General features: G+C 67.5%; 16 protein-coding genes and 1 pseudogene. 6 read left to right on the top strand and 11 right to left on the bottom strand.

Going from position 1 to position 14,963, the window contains the following annotated elements; translation table 11 throughout:
- The first annotated feature begins 123 nt into the window (after positions 1–123).
- Positions 124–729, top strand: a complete 606-nt coding sequence (locus GK109_RS14040; RefSeq protein ID WP_157241297.1) for a TetR/AcrR family transcriptional regulator — start codon at positions 124–126, stop codon at positions 727–729.
- Positions 730–774: 45 nt separating this feature from the next.
- Here GK109_RS14040 and GK109_RS14035 read toward each other — a convergent pair whose 3' ends face one another.
- Positions 775–1,356 (bottom strand): hypothetical protein, encoded by a 582-nt coding sequence (locus GK109_RS14035; protein ID WP_157241295.1) that lies wholly within the window; start codon positions 1,354–1,356, stop codon positions 775–777.
- Positions 1,357–1,620: 264 nt separating this feature from the next.
- On the opposite strand from GK109_RS14035, the gene GK109_RS14030 reads away from it, so the two are divergent.
- Positions 1,621–2,727, top strand: coding sequence for a S1C family serine protease (locus tag GK109_RS14030; RefSeq protein ID WP_157241293.1), 1,107 nt, complete (start codon positions 1,621–1,623; stop codon positions 2,725–2,727).
- 12 nt (positions 2,728–2,739) lie between these two features.
- The gene (locus GK109_RS14025; protein WP_157241291.1) at positions 2,740–3,045 is read left to right on the top strand and encodes a hypothetical protein; all 306 of its coding nucleotides are present in this window, start codon (positions 2,740–2,742) and stop codon (positions 3,043–3,045) included.
- Positions 3,046–3,127: 82 nt separating this feature from the next.
- Here GK109_RS14025 and GK109_RS14020 read toward each other — a convergent pair whose 3' ends face one another.
- Complete coding sequence (locus tag GK109_RS14020) at positions 3,128–3,523, bottom strand: VOC family protein (RefSeq protein WP_231754862.1); 396 nt, start codon at positions 3,521–3,523, stop codon at positions 3,128–3,130.
- A 247-nt stretch (positions 3,524–3,770) separates the two neighbouring features.
- Complete coding sequence (gene paaZ, locus GK109_RS14015) at positions 3,771–5,882, bottom strand: phenylacetic acid degradation bifunctional protein PaaZ (protein WP_157241287.1); 2,112 nt, start codon at positions 5,880–5,882, stop codon at positions 3,771–3,773.
- Between the two features lie 145 nt (positions 5,883–6,027).
- Here paaZ and GK109_RS14010 point away from each other — a divergent pair, with 145 nt between their 5' ends.
- A complete protein-coding gene (locus GK109_RS14010; protein ID WP_157241285.1) occupies positions 6,028–6,489 on the top strand; it encodes a PaaI family thioesterase in 462 nt (153 codons plus the stop codon).
- On the opposite strand, the gene GK109_RS14005 is transcribed toward GK109_RS14010, so the two are convergent.
- The 3 genes from GK109_RS14005 to GK109_RS13995 are packed head-to-tail and all read right to left on the bottom strand — an operon-like array spanning position 6,486 to position 10,070.
- Complete coding sequence (locus GK109_RS14005; RefSeq protein ID WP_157241283.1) at positions 6,486–8,675, bottom strand: S1 family peptidase; 2,190 nt, start codon at positions 8,673–8,675, stop codon at positions 6,486–6,488. The two genes, GK109_RS14010 and GK109_RS14005, sit on opposite strands and share 4 nt — an antisense overlap.
- Positions 8,672–9,400, bottom strand: a complete 729-nt coding sequence (locus tag GK109_RS14000) for a tyrosine-protein phosphatase (protein WP_231754861.1) — start codon at positions 9,398–9,400, stop codon at positions 8,672–8,674. The genes GK109_RS14005 and GK109_RS14000 overlap by 4 nt, the downstream gene beginning before the upstream one ends.
- A 49-nt stretch (positions 9,401–9,449) precedes the next feature.
- Positions 9,450–10,070 (bottom strand): GNAT family N-acetyltransferase, encoded by a 621-nt coding sequence (locus GK109_RS13995; protein ID WP_370460588.1) that lies wholly within the window; start codon positions 10,068–10,070, stop codon positions 9,450–9,452.
- Between the two features lie 76 nt (positions 10,071–10,146).
- On the opposite strand from GK109_RS13995, the gene GK109_RS13990 reads away from it, so the two are divergent.
- Entirely contained in the window at positions 10,147–10,380 is a 234-nt protein-coding gene (locus tag GK109_RS13990; RefSeq protein ID WP_104998929.1) for a DUF6480 family protein, read from the top strand.
- Here the strand turns inward: GK109_RS13990 and GK109_RS13985 are convergent.
- The 5 genes and pseudogenes from GK109_RS13985 to GK109_RS13965 all read right to left on the bottom strand — a co-directional run bounded on the left by GK109_RS13985 (position 10,377) and on the right by GK109_RS13965 (position 14,590).
- Positions 10,377–11,275, bottom strand: a pseudogene (locus GK109_RS13985) (3-hydroxyacyl-CoA dehydrogenase family protein). The gene GK109_RS13990 and the pseudogene GK109_RS13985 sit on opposite strands and share 4 nt — an antisense overlap.
- Positions 11,275–12,108, bottom strand: coding sequence for an enoyl-CoA hydratase/isomerase family protein (locus GK109_RS13980; RefSeq protein WP_157241281.1), 834 nt, complete (start codon positions 12,106–12,108; stop codon positions 11,275–11,277). The pseudogene GK109_RS13985 and the gene GK109_RS13980 overlap by 1 nt, the downstream one beginning before the upstream one ends.
- A complete protein-coding gene (locus GK109_RS13975) occupies positions 12,108–13,334 on the bottom strand; it encodes an acetyl-CoA C-acyltransferase (RefSeq protein ID WP_157241279.1) in 1,227 nt (408 codons plus the stop codon). The genes GK109_RS13980 and GK109_RS13975 overlap by 1 nt, the downstream gene beginning before the upstream one ends.
- A 120-nt stretch (positions 13,335–13,454) precedes the next feature.
- Positions 13,455–14,132 carry a pentapeptide repeat-containing protein gene (locus GK109_RS13970; protein ID WP_370460587.1) on the bottom strand — a complete coding sequence of 226 codons (678 nt, stop codon included), beginning with the start codon at positions 14,130–14,132 and terminating at the stop codon, positions 13,455–13,457.
- Positions 14,132–14,590: an SRPBCC family protein gene (locus GK109_RS13965; protein WP_157241277.1), complete on the bottom strand. Its 459-nt coding sequence runs from the start codon at positions 14,588–14,590 to the stop codon at positions 14,132–14,134. The genes GK109_RS13970 and GK109_RS13965 overlap by 1 nt, the downstream gene beginning before the upstream one ends.
- Before the next feature lie 143 nt (positions 14,591–14,733).
- Here GK109_RS13965 and GK109_RS13960 point away from each other — a divergent pair, with 143 nt between their 5' ends.
- Positions 14,734–14,910, top strand: a complete 177-nt coding sequence (locus GK109_RS13960) for a CsbD family protein (protein WP_104998934.1) — start codon at positions 14,734–14,736, stop codon at positions 14,908–14,910.
- Positions 14,911–14,963: the final 53 nt, after the last annotated feature.

Raw genomic sequence — 14,963 nt, 5'->3', positions numbered from 1 at the left:
GGAGTAATGCAGCTGGGTTGCCTGCCCTACCAGCGTGGTCCTCCCGCACAAACCGCCACAGGGTCCAAGGTCCCTCCCCGATAACGGCCTAAATAACCGAACGTTCATGAGAAAATGGCCGGTATGTCCACAACTGATGCGCCCACCAAGCGCGGCCGCCCGGGGTACGACCAGCAATCGGTGCTCCGCATCGCCGTCGACGTCTTCAACCGGCACGGCTACGACGCCACCTCAATGGGGATCCTGGCGGACAACCTCGGCATTTCAAAGTCTGCCATCTACCACCACGTCCCCTCCAAGGGCGACCTCCTCAAACTCGCACTGGACCACGCGCTCGGCGGGCTCGAGGCCATCCTGGAAGAACCCGCGGCTGTGTCCGGCGCGGCGGATGCGCGCCTGGAGTTTGTGCTGCGGCAAACCGTGGCGGTGCTGGTGGACCGGCTGCCGTTCGTCACGCTGCTCCTGCGCCTGCGCGGCAACACCGAGATAGAGCGGGACGCCCTGGAACGCCGTCGCGCGTTCGACCACAAGGTTGCCGGGCTGATCTCCGCCGCCCGGGACGAGGGCTCGCTGCGCCAGGACATCGATCCGCGAACCGTCACCCGCCTGCTGTTCGGCATGATCAACTCCATCGTTGAGTGGTACAAACCGGGCGGCTCCCTCTCGCCCGAACGGCTGGCGGACGACGTGATCACCATGGCGTTCGACGGCCTGCACGCGGAACCCTAGCAGCCTGCAGTACGGGTCTCGCGGCACTGGCCTACGCCGCCCCCCTCACTGGCTGGCGATGACCACCGTCATCGAAGAGCCCTTCGAGGCTGAGATGTAGGCGTTCTCGAACGAGAGCGTCCCGCTGACCACTGCCTCCTGGATAGTGCCGTGGTTGGTGGTTCGCTGCACGAACTGTCCGGGCAGGATGTCCCTCGACGTGCTGCCGCCGCGTTCGATCGTTCCCGTACCCTGCCACGTGAGGTCCAAGCCGATGTCGGTCCCGTCGGAAAGCGGCACTGTGGCGGTGGCATGTACCGAAGTGCGTTCGAAAGTGAACACCTCTGTCGGGGCTTCGCCGTAGACTGAGTAGCCCTCCCCGGTGCAGACGTTGAAGCTGGACGAAGAGTAGAACATGGTGGTGCCGCCGCCGAATGCGGTTCCCGCGGCAGCCGATATGGAGCTGAAGGCGCATCCGTCCTCAGACATCGTGCTTGTATACGCCTGCGCGTACTCGGAGGTGTACTGCATCCTGAAGACGTCAGCGGCCTGTGCTGGTGGTGCTGCGACCAAGGCGCTTCCCAAAGCAGCTGCCAGGCCCGCTATCGCTGCGATGCGGGTTCTTGGATTCGAGTTTGCAGTACGCATGAAGCGCCTCTTCTTCCGATTAATTGTCCCTCCCGGCCGGGCTGGATGCCCGAAGGCTAGCACCGCCCCAGGAGCGCAGATAGGGCCCTTCGGCAGTGCCTTCCGGGCAGCCCCGCGTCCGCCGGCTACGGCCCGGCCCCGTCTCGCCGGTGACGTTATCCGGGCGCCGCCGCGCGCGACGGAACGCGGATAATAAGCGTGCTTGGTATTTGGCCCGCTCCCCGGCTACCGTGGTAGAAAACCAGCATCCGCAGGGAGGTACCAATGAGCCAAGCCAGCGGTCCGCGGCGTACAGACCGCCTGCGGACAGTACTTGGAACCACCGCCCTCGCGGCCGCACTGGCCCTCAGCGGCTGCACCGGGACGCCAAGTCCCCCGGCGCCCAGCGACACCACAACCGCCACTCCCACTTCCACCTCCACCGCCACGCCGGGCAGCTCTTCGCCGGCCCCGGCACCGGCCGCGGCGGGCGACATCCCCCAGCTCGTGGAGAACCTCGCGCCGTCCGTGGTGACCATCTTCACCGAGGGCGGCCTGGGCAGCGGCGTTGTCTATTCCGAGGACGGCCTCATCCTCACGAACGAACACGTGATCCGGGGCAACACCACGGTGGAAGTTGCCTTTGCCGACGGCCAGCGGGTGGAGGGAACGGTCAAGGCCACGGATCCTGTCACCGACCTCGCCCTGGTGCAGGCAAAGCGCACCGGCCTGCCCAAACCCGTCTACCAGGCCAACCTGCCGCGCGTTGGTGAGGGGGCCGTGGTGCTGGGCTCTCCCCTGGGCTTCGAGAACACCGCCACGGCCGGCATCATCTCGGGACTGCACCGCTCCATCCCGGGCTCCGCCTCCAACAGCCTGTCCCTCGTGGACCTGATCCAGACCGATGCCCCCATCAGCCCCGGCAACTCCGGCGGCGCCGTCATCAACATGCGCGGCGAAATCATTGGCATCAGCGAGGCCTACATCCCGCCGTCTGCAGGCGCCGTGGCTTTGGGATTCGCCATTCCCGCCGCGACGGCCGTGGAGGTGGCCGAGGAGCTGCTGGCGGACGGCACTGCCGAGCACGCCTACCTGGGCCTCACGCCCGGCGAACTTACGGCCCAGATCGCCGAGCAGCTGGGCATTGACGCCAGTACCGGCGTCGTGGTCCTGGCAGTGGACGACGGCGGTCCGGCGGCACGTGCGGGCATCCGGCCGGGCGACGTGCTGGAGTCGATGGAAGGCGTGGAACTGAACGCACCGGAGAAGCTCCTGGCGGAACTCCGCGGCCGCAACCCCGGCGATACCGTAGGCTTCAAGGTCAAGCGGGGAGGTCAGAGCCTTGACGTCAAGGCGGACCTCATCGCCCGGCCCACAAGTAACACCCGATAGGAAGGTAAGAACATGAGCCACCCCAAGGACGACGCAGAGGCCGGATACATCATTCCGGACCCCTCAAAGATCCGCGAAGACCTAACCGGCGACGCCGGAGACGAAGCCAACGCCATCCGCTTCAGCGAAGAGCAGGCACTGATCGAGGAACAGTCCCACGGCATCCGCCCGGACACCTACAGCGTCCCCTCCGGCGGCCCCACTATGGCGGAGGCCCGGGGCAACATGGACCTTTCCGATCAAAGCGAAAGCGGGCACGGCACCGGCCGCGAGGATGACAGCAGCGACGACGGCCTGCATGGCGGCGCCGAATCCTGACCCCGCTTCCTGCCGAAACGGCAGCAGGGCGCCCCGGAAACCCGGGGCGCCCTTCTGTGTTTTGGGGGCGTTCGCTGTGCCGCTAGAGCTCGTACTCGGCCTGGACGCCCAGCTTCTCGTGGACGCAGAGGATGTTGTGCTCGGTGTCCATGAACCAGGCACATTTTTCCGAGTCGGTTGTGCAGATATGGTTCTCGGTCCTCAGGTTCGGCAGGTCATAATCCTGGAACCTGACGCCCCTGGCCTCCATGTCCCGGACTGTCCTCTCGATGTCCGTCACCTCAAAGCTCAGGGCGGTGTGCTCGGAGTGCTTACCGTCCGAAACCGGCAACAACTGCAGCATCGGGCCGCCGTCGCTGCCGAGCAATTCGCTTCCATCGTCTGCCTTGCCGCGGAGCGGGAGTCCGAGCTTTTCGGTGTAGAACCTACGGGCGCGTGCTGGATCGTCGACTGGCAGGACCGTCGTGGCTGTGTTCATTCTTAGGCTCATAAGGGCCACCTCCTACGGGCAGAATTTTACGCTTCCGCCAGCCAAAAAGATCCCCGCGCTCCCTCACTTCCCGCAGGAAGACCCACACCCTCTCTCACTTAATGCGGCTTAAGCGCCAACGCTCTATCACCTGTCGCCGGCAGGTGATAGAGCGTCCGGGGGAAACCCGCGTTAAGTGAGAGAGCGTCCGGGGGAAACCCGCGTTAAGTGATAGAGCGTCCGGGGGGGGCGTGGGCTACTTGGCGACGAGGGTGAGGACGTCGTAGGTGGCCACGATCTCGTCGTCCTGGTTGGTGAGCACGGCGTCCCAGGCCACCTCGCCGTATTCGTCGGTTTCGCGGGGGGTGATCTTCTTGGCCGTGAGGGTCACCCGAATCGAATCACCTGCGGCCACAGGGGTGATGAAGCGCAGGTTCTCCAGCCCGTAGTTGGCCAGGACCGGGCCCGGGGCAGGCTCCACGAACAGTCCGGCGCCCCAGGCAAGCAGGAGGTAGCCGTGGGCCACGATGCCCGGGAAGAACGGGTTGGCTTCCGCGGCCTCCTGGTTGGTGTGGGCGTAGAACGTGTCGCCGGTGGAGTTGGCAAACGCGGTGATGTCCTCCAGCGTGACCTGGCGCAGGTCCGAGCGGACGGCGTCACCGATCCGCAGCGTCTCCAGCGATTTCCGGAACGGGTGGGTCCCCTCGGTTTCCAGGGTGAAGTTGCGGTCCGCGCCGGCGTGCCACAGTCCGGTGACGGCGGTGAGCATGTTCGGCGAGCCCTGGATGGCCGTGCGCTGCATGTGGTGCATCACCGACCGGATGCCGCCCAGTTCCTCGCCGCCGCCCGCACGGCCGGGACCACCGTGGACCAGGTGCGGCACGGGCGAACCGTGGCCCGTTGACGAACGCGCGTCCTCGCGGTTGAGCATCAGGACACGTCCGTGGTGCGCCGCGATCCCCGTGACAAGTTCGCGGGCCACGGAAGGATCGTTGGTGCAGACCGAGGCCACCAGGGAGCCGCCGCCGCGGGCGGCGAGGCGGACGGCGTCGGGAATGTCCTTGTACCCGATCACGGACGAAACGGGACCGAACGCCTCGAGCGAGTGCACTTCCTCGGCCTCAGGGTCCTGCCAGTTCAAGACGACGGGAGCCATGAACGCCCCGCCGTCCACCACGCCGGTGGTTCCGTCTGCGGAGGTGACCGACGGCGAATCGAGGGTTCCGTACGCAAGCTCACCGCCGGCGTCGAGCATCGACTGGACGGCGGCGCGGACGTCCCGGAGCTGCTCCACTGAAGCGAGCGCACCCATGGTGACGCCGTCGGCCCGGGGATCGCCCAGGACAACGCGCTCGGAGATCCGCTTGCCGATGGCCGCTGAGACTGCGGCAACCAGCTCCTGCGGCACGATGGCACGGCGGATGGCGGTGCACTTCTGCCCTGCCTTCGCCGTCATTTCCGTGACCACCGATTTTACGAAGGCATCGAATTCAGGCGTCCCTTCCACCGCGTCCGGGCCGAGGATGGCGGCGTTCAGGGAGTCCGTTTCGGAAGTGAAGCGGACCCCGCCCTGGACCACGTTGGGGTGGGCCTTCAGGGAAAGCGCGGTGGATGCGGAGCCGGTGAAGGCCACCAGGTCGCGGTAGTCCAGGACGTCCAGCAGCCCGCGGACGGAGCCGGAGATCAGCTGCAGCGAGCCCTTGGGCAGGATGTTCGATTCGACGATGGCCTTGACCACTGCGGCCGCCACGTAGCCGGTGGGCGTTGCGGGCTTGACGATGGTGGGGACGCCGGCGAGGAAGGCCGGGGCGAACTTTTCCAGCATGCCCCAGACCGGGAAGTTGAAGGCGTTGATCTGCACGGCGACGCCGGGGATGCGGGTGTAGATGTGTTCGCCGGCGAAGGAGCCGTCCTTGGACAGGACCTCCATGGGGCCGTCCACCACCACCTGCGAGTTGGGCAGTTCGCGCCGGCCCTTGGAACCGAACGTGAAGAGCACGCCGATGCCGCCGTCGATATCGATCATGGAGTCCACCTTGGTGGCGCCCGTCTGGGCCGAGAACGTGTAGAAGTGCTCGCGCCGGGCATTGAGGTACTGGGCGAGCTCCTTCAGCTTGAGGGCACGCTGGTGGAAGGTGAACCGGCCGAGCTCCTGCTGGCCGGTGGTGCGGCCGTAGTCCACGACCGCAGCCAGGTCCAGCCCTTCAGTGCTCACCTTGGCCAGGATCTCCCCCGTGCTTGCGTCCCTGACGGGCGTCGCGGACCCGGCCGATCCGGCGTCGGGAGTCCACCAGGAATCCATGATGAAGCTGGGCACTGTCTCCACGGTGTCGACCGTGGCCTGGGGAGCTGTGGCGGTGGTGGTCATCGTTGACGGGTCCTTCCAACAAGGGGGCAGGCAGAATCGGCCAATGATTACTGACCGTCCGTTCGGTAATATATTCACCATACATGAAGTGCCGTGCTGCACACTAGAAGGCCGGGACTGAATCCGGCCACCCAAAGGAGAATGTATGAGCGCCCCGTCACCCATGGATGCTGCCGAGAACCAGCCCTCCGCGCACGAGCTGTGGAAGATCACGCTCGGGGAGCTGGACGAGAAGATGGGCGTGAAGATCGTCGAGGAGTCCGTCCAGCGCGTGGTGGCCACCATGCCGGTGGAGGGCAACCGGCAGTCGTTCGGACTGCTCCACGGCGGCGCCTCCCTTGCCGTGGGCGAGGCCGTCGGGTCCTGGGCGGCGGTGATCCACGCGAGCACCCTGGGCAAGACCGCGGTGGGCGTGGACGTCTCGGCCACCCACCACCGCTCCGCACGCGAGGGGCAGATCACCATCACCGCCACGCCCATCCACCTGGGCGGCACGCTCACCACCCACGAGGTACTGATCACCAACGAGGCCGGCCAGCGGCTCTGCACCCTGCGCATCACCAACCTGCTGATGAGGCGGCACAAGAAGCCCGCCGCCGAAGCCTAGTCCCGGGTGCGCTGCCTCCGGCGCCGGACCAGCAGCATGAGCACCGCGCCGGCCGCGATGGCCGCCGCGGCCGCGCCCGCCGCCGGGAGGGCATTGGCGCCGGTATAGGCGAGGTTGCCCCCGTCCGCCGCGTCCCTGGCGTTGCCGCCCGTGTCCGCCAGGCCAGCAGGAGGGGTGGACGCCGGACCGGGGACGACGGCGGCGCCGTCGTCCCCCGGGGCTGGAGCTGTTGGGGACGGGGCCGGGTCCGCCGGGGCTGGATTTGCCGGGACTGGATTTGTAGGGGCAGGTTCGGCCGGTACCGGACCAGCGGCTGCCGGAGGCTCCGGGACGGGAGCCGGGTCGGCAGGCGCTGCCGGAACGGGTTCTGCCGGCGCGGGTTGGGCCGGTGCAACAGGGGCAAACCCGAAATCCGCGGCGCCCGAGACGCTGAAGCCGTTGACCGTCTCCGCGGTGAACCGGAGCGTCTGCCTGCCGTCCGGTGCCGTGAAACTCCAGCTTCCGTCAGCATTCACCGGGACCTCGAACGGCTCCTGCCCCTGGAGGGTAATCCGCACGGCGGACCCGGCGGCAACGGCCGAGGCCGGGGCGGCTGGAACGGTTCCGCTGACGACCTGTCCGGGTTCATAGGCGCCGCCGGGCGCGGGCGAGGAAACCAGCGGCTTGTTGAGGAAGAGCTCCAGTTGGTAGCCGGGCAGGACCTTCAGGGATCCCTCCAAGGTAGCCGCGACGGCGAAGTTGGGCGGCGGGGGTTCGTTGGGCTGGGGGTCGTCGCCGGCGCTGTGCGTCCCTACCGCGTAGTTTCCGCTGATCCACGGACCGCCGGAGTCACCGCCGCTGGATTGCACGTCGTAGGACAGGAAACCGTTGAAGGCGCGGACATCGGCAGGGTCCGCGGGATAGGCGGGTCCTCCCACCAAAAAGATCCCCACGGCGCTCACGGTTCCGCAGGACCATCCCGTCCGCCAGCCCGAACGGCAGACCTCCATGCCAACCACCGGACTGGCGGTGCCGATGATTTTGACGTCCGGTCCCGGCTGCAGCGTGTCACCGTGCGTGCTGGCGGCCGGCACCGGGTCCTGTTCAGGGCTGAGCGCTCCGACGACCGCAATGTCGGTTCCCACGTTGCCGGGGTCCTCAAGTGCCGCGCCGTCCTGGTTCGTGGGAATATTCGGGTCCAGCACCCTCGAATTGCCGGGCCCGCCCAGCTGGCTGAATTCGAAGGCACCCAAGGGCCCGGCAGGCACGCCCTGAAGCAACAGGTCCGCGGTTGTGGCCGCGCCGTCACCTGTGCAGTGCCCGGCCGTGAGGACCGCGGGCAGGCCCGAGGGATCAAACGCGGAAAATCCCGTGGAGCAGATTTCGCCTTTGTCCGTTTGGTAACCCACCCCGCCCGGGACCTCCGCCTCAGGCTTAAGGGGCGCGCCGCCGTCGAGCACTACGTTGGCGTACCTCGCGACGAATTCCGACGGCGATATCTTGCCGGGGGCGGCAGTGGTGTCCAGCGTGCCAGGCGGGGTGGAGGGCGCCCCGCCCGTGCCCTGCGTTGCCTGGGCTGCGGCGATGCTGCCCGTCCGGATGACGAATTTGCCGCCGGAATAGACCACTGCCTGCAGGCCGGCGGTTCCGACCTCGCGCAGATAGGCGTGGAACAGCTGTTCGGTGCTCACGGCGATTTGGGATCCGGGAGCGGCCGTCGCCGCAGGAACCGGAGCAGGTGCGGGCTGCGACGCTGAACTGCCGGGCGCTTCAAGGTTGAGGCCAGCCAGGCTGCCGGACAGCCGGTCGACGGCCGACTGCAGCTCGGCCCCCGTACCACTCACGATGATTCTGTTGTCCTGCAGCCTGATGCCTGTATAGCCGGGAACGCCGCGCAGCCGGCTGGCGGCAGCAGCTGCCCGGCTGCCCAGCTCCCCTGCCGCATTGAACTGCTCAGGGGTGAGGCCCAGGTCCCGCCGGACCGCGTCGGCGAGGCCCTCCTCCGAAAGCCCGGCGCTCCCCGTTTCCGCGGCGGGTGCAGTGGCAGCAGGGCCGGACGTTGCAGCCGGAGCCGGCGGCGCCGCGTCCTCCGCCTCCGTCATGGCCCAGCCGGGAGCGTAACCCAGGACGGATGCGGCGAGGACGCCGGCGGCGGCGCCCAGGGCAACACCGCGTTTGCCCCGGCGGAACGCTGCACCGGTTCTCATTGTGGTTCCTTGACGCGGGCGGCTCCGCAGAGGGACAGCACCGCATCCAGCTCGGGGACACTCAGTCCGTTGGCCAGCAGGAAAGCGCGCGTGTCCAGGGTCCGCACGAAGTGGGCCACGGCTTCTCCGCGCGACTGGAGGAGGGGGCCAAGTTCATCCTCGGGCAAGTAGCGTTCCCGTGCATGGGGCGGCCCATGGGTGCGGTAGCGCTCATTGATGCCGCGGGCTGCGCGCCGGTAGCCGTCGGCAATGTCCTGGCGGGAGTCCCCCGCGAGGTCCTGGACCATGGCGGCCACCATGCCGCTGCGGTCACGCCCGGCCGCGCAGTGCAGCACCGCGCCGCCCCGGACGGAGGCGGCGGCCAGCTCCTTGAAGACGCCCACCAGCTTGCCCGGAAAGAGCCGGGCGTTCTCCGCGTAGTGGGCAGGATCGTTGAGGTAGGGCCCGGCCACCGCGGTGAACTGCGGATGGTTCGGCTCCTCCGTGGGCGCCGAAACGACAGTCATGCCGGACCAGGCCGCCCCGCCCACCACCGGGTCCGTGCTGCGGCGCCGCGCCTCCGCAGCGTTGCGGAGATCGATCACGGTGCGGATGCCGTCGTCGTACGCCTGCTGCCAGCCCGCTTCCGTGAGCCATTCCCGCCGCCCCATCCGGTACACCCCGCCGGCCACATGCCACGCGTTGACAGCACCATGCCAGTCCATGGATCCGCCCGGTTTCCTCATTGGCAAAGTTAATCACACTGGCCACAGGAGACGCACGTCATAACGTAGTTCAGCCAAGCCCCTGCCCACGCCGGGCCAGCCTGTACTCGAGGCCGGCCCGGACCATGGGCCATTCGTGCTCCAGGATGGAGTACACCACCGTGTCACGGAGAAGCCCGTCGCGGGTCCGGGAATGGCTGCGGAGCACGCCGTCCTGCTTGGCCCCGAGCCGGGCGATGGCCTCCCGCGACTGGTGGTTGAGCCAGTGCGTCCGAAACTCCACGGCAGGGCAGCCAACAGCCTCGAACGCGTGCCGCAGGAGCAACAGCTTGGACTCGGGGTTCGTGCCGGTGCCGTGGACGGACGCGGCGTTCCAGGTGGAGCCGATCTCCACGCGGGGAGTACCGGCGTCGATATTCATGTAGGTGGTCATGCCGAGGATCCGCCCGGGGCCTCCGGTGGCCGGATCGGTCAGCCGGGTGGTGAAGGGCAGCATGGAGCCCTGCTCCTGCAGGGCGAGCCGCCGCTCGATCTCCTCGGCCATCTGCTCCGGCGACGGCACCGAGGTGTACCAGAGCCGCCACAGCTCACCGTCCCGGGCCGCGTCCACCAGGCCGTCGTGGTGATCCCCGGACAAGGGTTCCAGGGTTACATACCTGCCAGTGAGGGTAAGGGGTTCCAGGAAAGTCACGGCACCAGCCTAGGTGCAACCACCACGCCACGGTTACGCTGGGGAAACACCCAGGACGGCGAGCAAGGGAGTTTACGTGTCAGGAACCAATCCGGACCCGGAGGACGACAAGATCACAGGCCTGGAGCCCGGCGGTGGCGTGCCGCCGGGCGAAACGCCTCCCGGTGAAGGGTCGGTGGCAGGCACCCAGGAGCCCCGGCAGAAGGGGTCCGGGAAGGGACAGCAGGTCTTCTGGCTTGGAGCCATCGGAGCCGGCGTGCTGCTGTTCCTCCTGTATTTCATCGGCTATATCGTCGGGCTTTTCGACTAACCCGCGGTCCCCTGGCTGGGCCAGTCAAAGAAACCCTTGCCGGACTTCCGTCCCAGCTCCCCCGGGCCACCTTCTCCTTGAGGATCCGGGGCGGGGCGAAGCGCTCACCGAGCGTGGAGTGCAGGTACTCGGCGATGCCCAGCCGGACATCCAGCCCCACGATGTCCGTGGTCCGCAGCGGTCCGGTGGGGTGCTTGTAGCCCAGGACCATGGCGTTGTCGATGTCCTCGGCGCTGGCTACGCCCTCCTCCACCATGCGCATCGCCTCGAGGGCGATGGCCACGCCCAGCCGTGAGGACGCGAATCCCGGGGCGTCATTGACCACGACGGCGGTCTTGCCGAGTGCCTCGACCCACCTTTTCGCGGCGGCGGCAAGTTCGGGGGACGTGCGCTCCCCCAGCACCACTTCGATGAGGGTGGACGCCGGGACCGGGTTGAAGAAGTGGAGGCCCAGGAAGTTCCCTGGCCGCTTCAGTTCACCGGCCAGTCCGTTGACGGAAAGCGATGACGTGTTGGAGGCGAGATAGGCGTCATCGGCCAGCCGCTCCTCGATTCCGCGCAGTGAGGTGACTTTCAGGTCCCAGTCCTCGGGAACGGCTTCCACCACCAGCTGCCGGTCCGCGAACGCGTCGTAGTCCACGCCCACGGTGAGCCGGGACGCCATCTCATCGAGGTTCGCGTCCGTCATGCCCCGCTCGATGCTCTTGGCAGCAGCCGATTCCACCCGTTCCCGGGCAGCCTCCGCGGACTGGTCATCGCGCTCCACCACCAGCACGTCGGCACCCTTGACCAGGAAGGCATGGGCAATGCCGGCGCCCATGCGGCCGCCGCCCAGGACACCGACGAAGACGGGAAGACCAGATGGCAGGCCGGGGGCAGGTCTCGATGTGTTCATCAGTTCTTTTCTCCGGTCTCGGCAGCGGCGCTCCCGGCTGCGTTCTTGTCGGCCTTCCGGGCCTTCTTGGCTGCGTTCTTGTCCAGGAACGCCTGCATCCGGTCGAACTTGGCCTCGGATTCGAAGAGGATGCCCTGGGCCAGCTGGTCGATCAGGGGGTGTGCTTCCGCAGGGGCGTGGAACACGGACTTGGTGATGCGCACGGCCAGCGGATCCTGCCGTCCGATCCTGTCCGCCAGGTTGTGCGCGGCGTCCAGGAGCCCCGCCGGCTCGTGGACCTCGGTAATGAGGTTAACGGCCAGGGCTTCGTCGGCGCCCAGGATCCTGCCGGCCAGGAGGATCTGCTTGGCCACCGGTTCGCCCACCAGTTCCTTCAGCCGCCAGCTGGCGCCGGCAGCGGCGAGGATTCCCAGCCCGGTTTCGGGGTTGCCGATGCGGACACCGGGGGTTCCGATCCGGAAGTCGGCGGCGTACGCGAGTTCCGCCCCGCCGCCCAGGCAGTAGCCGTCAAGTGCCGCGATGACCGGCATGGGCAGCTTGGCGATCCGGACGAAGATGGTGGAGTTGATGCCCTGCAGGGCATCGTCCCGGCGCCGCTCGCGCAGCTGGCCGATGTCCGCGCCGGAGGCAAACACCCCGTCCACGCCGGCAATGATCAGCACCTTGGGGTTCTGTTCCAGCGCCGTGCAGACCACATGCAGCTCGTCCACCATCTGCTGGTCGATGGCGTTGCGCACCTCGGGCCGGTTGAGCAGCACCACCACCCGGTCGCCGCGTTCCTCCACCAGGAGGGCGTGGAACTTCTCCGCGGCCAGGTCCACAGCCGCGGGCATCAGACCTTCTCCAGCAGCATCGCAGTGCCCTGGCCCACGCCGATGCACATGGTGGCCAGGCCGATCCTGGCGTCCTCGCGCTCCATGCGCCCCAGCAGGGTGATGGCGATCCGTGCCCCGCTGGAACCGAGCGGGTGCCCCAGGGCGATCGCGCCGCCGTCGTTGTTCACAATGTCCTGTTCCAGGCCAAGGCGCCGGATGCAGGCAAGGGACTGCGTGGCAAAGGCCTCGTTAAGTTCGACGGCGGCAAGGTCGCCTACGCTGAGTCCGCTGCGCTTGAGGACCTTCTGCGTGGCCGGCACCGGGCCGATGCCCATGATCTCGGGTTCACAGCCTGCGGAGGCGCCGTCGATGATCCGCGCGCGGGGCGTCAGGCCCAGCCGCTCGATGGCTGCTTCCGAGGCGACGATGATCGCTGAGGCTCCGTCGTTGAGGGAGGAGGAGTTGCCTGCAGTGACCACGGATCCGCCGTGGGTTACCGGTTTCAGTCCTGCGAGGACGTCCAGGGTGGTGCCCTCACGGGGCCCTTCATCGGTGTCCACGACGTTCTCGGACTTGCGGGTCCTGACGGTGACGGGAACGATTTCGTCCTTGAACCGCCCGGCTGCGATGGCGTCCAGGGCCCGCTGGTGGGAGCGGACGGCGAAGGCGTCGGCGTCCTCACGGGAAATGTTGTCCACACGGGCCACCTCTTCGGCAGTCTCCGGCATGGAGTAGGTCATCTTGCCGTCCCGGGACAGCCCGCCCTTGTGGAACAGCGGGTTGGTGAAGCGCCAGCCGATGGAGGTGTCGAAAATCTGCCCGGGCTTCGCGAAGGCGGCGGTGGGCTTTTCCTGGACCCACGGCGCCCGGCTCATCGATTCCACGCCGCCGGCGATCACGATATCCGCGGCTCCGGCCTTGATCATGTGGCTGGCCTGGATGATGGCGCTCAGGCCGGAGGCGCAGAGCCGGTTCACTGTGATCCCGGGGATGTGGAGGGGAAGTCCGGCCAGCAGGGTTGCCATGCGGGCCACGTTGCGGTTCTCTTCGCCGGCCCCGTTGGCATTGCCCAGGATGACCTCGTCAATGCTGTCCGGATCCAGTCCCGCCCGGGCCACCGCCTCCCGGAGAACCAGGGCTGCCAGGTCATCGGGGCGGACCGACGAGAGCGCCCCGCCGTATCTGCCCACCGGCGTTCGGACCCCGCCAACAAGGAAAGCCTGCGGACCTGCGGTTGCAGCCATGGAAACACCCTTCACGCGATAAACGGCACTGTCATCTGCAGCCGGCAGCTCCCCCACTTACCGACCGTTCGTTCTGTAAATAGTACACGGGAGGGCTGATCCGTGGATACCGGATAAGGCCTAGCGGACAGTGAGGCCCAGATGGGCTGCCAGCAGCGGCGCGAGGAGGCCCAGCTGGTACTCATCTATGACCATGCCGGCCACGCTGCCGAGTCCGCTGATGCTCCGGAATTCCGTGCCGCGAACGTCAAAGTCCTTCAGCCTGGCCCCGCTGACATCCAGGGATCCGATGGTGCAGTCCTTCAGCGCCACCCGGGTTGCGGCGGCCGAGCCCAGGTCCAGCTCGTTGATGATGCAGCCGGTGATCAGGACGTCCGTGAGCTTTGCGCCCCGCAGGTTGAGGAAATCCAGCTTGCCGCCGTCGATGTGGACCGACTGCCAGCCGCTCTCATGCAGTTCGGCGGACCCCAGCCGGGGATTGCGGATCTCCACCTCCCGCCAGGTTGACCGCGCCGCCCGGAAAACCGGGGCGTACAGCTCCGCGAGGATGCAGTCACGGAAGGTGGAGCCGCGGAGCTGCGCCTCATTGAAGGACGCGCCCCGGAACTCGCATCCGGCGAAGTCGGTGCCGCCCAGCTCCAGCCCGTCGGCAGCCACGCGGCTGTACCGCTCGCCGTCGTACCTCCCGCCGCGCCGGAAGTCCGGCACGGCGATGTCCGTGAGGTTCTCGAGCCGCACGGGAGTGAGCCGCGGCGCAGCCGCGTCGGGGCCGCCCTTCCGCGGGATGCGCGCGGCCACTACAGCGTTTCCGCCTTCGCCGCTATTTCCGTGAGGTCCTTGGCCAGGGCTTTGCGGGTGGCAGCCATGCCCATCCTGCCGAACAGCAGCATCATGATCCTGCTGGCCAGGGTGGGCTTGATGACCTCGGCCCCGAAGGTGAGGGTGAGGTCCGTTCCGCCGTCGCGCGGGGCCAGGCTGAACCGCGTGGTGTAGTCCGCGCCGCCCTGGACTGCCTTGACGGTGGTGCTGCGGTTCCGCTCAGCCTCGGCCACCCACATCTCCACCGTTTCCGCTTTGCCCAGCATCTTCCGGGTCTCCTTCCAGCGGGTCCCCTCACCGTAGGGGCCATCTGTCAGGAGCTGGATCGAGTCCACTCCGGAGAGGGTGGCCGCGGAGCCCGGGATGTCCGTGATGACGGACCAGACTTTCTCGGGTGGCGCCTGGATGTGCTGGGTGAGGCTGAGGCTGTGGTCCATGGTTTCGAGCCTAGCGGCGGGTACGGAGAATCAACAGGCGCTGCCCGCAGCAGGCGCCCAAAGGCTTGAATTAGTAAGCATGCTTCGTGTTAGTGTGAAAATGCATTGTTTTGGTCAACGGAAACGAAAGGAGGCCACACACCATGGGCCTCGGAGACAAGATCAGTAACGCAGCGGAAGACATGGGCGGCAAGGCCAAGGAAGCGGCCGGCAACGCCACCGACAATGACCGCCTGAAGGCTGAAGGCCAGGCGGACCAGGTCAAGGCTGACGCCAAGAAGGTCGGCGAAAGCGTCAAGGACGAGTTCAAGCGCGACTAGCCCCTGCATGCGGCAGGCCCGGCCGGACCGGGCGGCTGCAACAGAGCGACACG

It is taken from the genome of Pseudarthrobacter sp. GA104, from assembly GCF_009741265.1.
In the GTDB taxonomy this organism is placed as follows: domain Bacteria; phylum Actinomycetota; class Actinomycetes; order Actinomycetales; family Micrococcaceae; genus Arthrobacter.
The sequence above is the reverse complement of the archived record's forward strand: the minus strand, read 5'-3'. Positions and strand labels throughout refer to the sequence as shown.

Bases quoted from the DNA above. Each gene is read 5' to 3' on its own strand.
- GK109_RS14010 (WP_157241285.1), top strand. From the start codon at position 6,028: ATGAGCGCCCCGTCACCCATGGATGCTGCCGAGAACCAGCCCTCCGCG.
- GK109_RS14025 (WP_157241291.1), top strand. From the start codon at position 2,740: ATGAGCCACCCCAAGGACGACGCAGAGGCCGGATACATCATTCCGGAC.
- GK109_RS13975 (WP_157241279.1), bottom strand. From the start codon at position 13,334: ATGGCTGCAACCGCAGGTCCGCAGGCTTTCCTTGTTGGCGGGGTCCGA.
- GK109_RS14035 (WP_157241295.1), bottom strand. From the start codon at position 1,356: ATGCGTACTGCAAACTCGAATCCAAGAACCCGCATCGCAGCGATAGCG.
- paaZ (WP_157241287.1), bottom strand. From the start codon at position 5,882: ATGACCACCACCGCCACAGCTCCCCAGGCCACGGTCGACACCGTGGAG.
- GK109_RS14030 (WP_157241293.1), top strand. From the start codon at position 1,621: ATGAGCCAAGCCAGCGGTCCGCGGCGTACAGACCGCCTGCGGACAGTA.
- GK109_RS13980 (WP_157241281.1), bottom strand. From the start codon at position 12,108: ATGCCCGCGGCTGTGGACCTGGCCGCGGAGAAGTTCCACGCCCTCCTG.
- GK109_RS13960 (WP_104998934.1), top strand. From the start codon at position 14,734: ATGGGCCTCGGAGACAAGATCAGTAACGCAGCGGAAGACATGGGCGGC.
- GK109_RS14040 (WP_157241297.1), top strand. From the start codon at position 124: ATGTCCACAACTGATGCGCCCACCAAGCGCGGCCGCCCGGGGTACGAC.
- GK109_RS14005 (WP_157241283.1), bottom strand. From the start codon at position 8,675: ATGAGAACCGGTGCAGCGTTCCGCCGGGGCAAACGCGGTGTTGCCCTG.
- GK109_RS13965 (WP_157241277.1), bottom strand. From the start codon at position 14,590: ATGGACCACAGCCTCAGCCTCACCCAGCACATCCAGGCGCCACCCGAG.
- GK109_RS14000 (WP_231754861.1), bottom strand. From the start codon at position 9,400: ATGAGGAAACCGGGCGGATCCATGGACTGGCATGGTGCTGTCAACGCG.
- GK109_RS14020 (WP_231754862.1), bottom strand. From the start codon at position 3,523: ATGAACACAGCCACGACGGTCCTGCCAGTCGACGATCCAGCACGCGCC.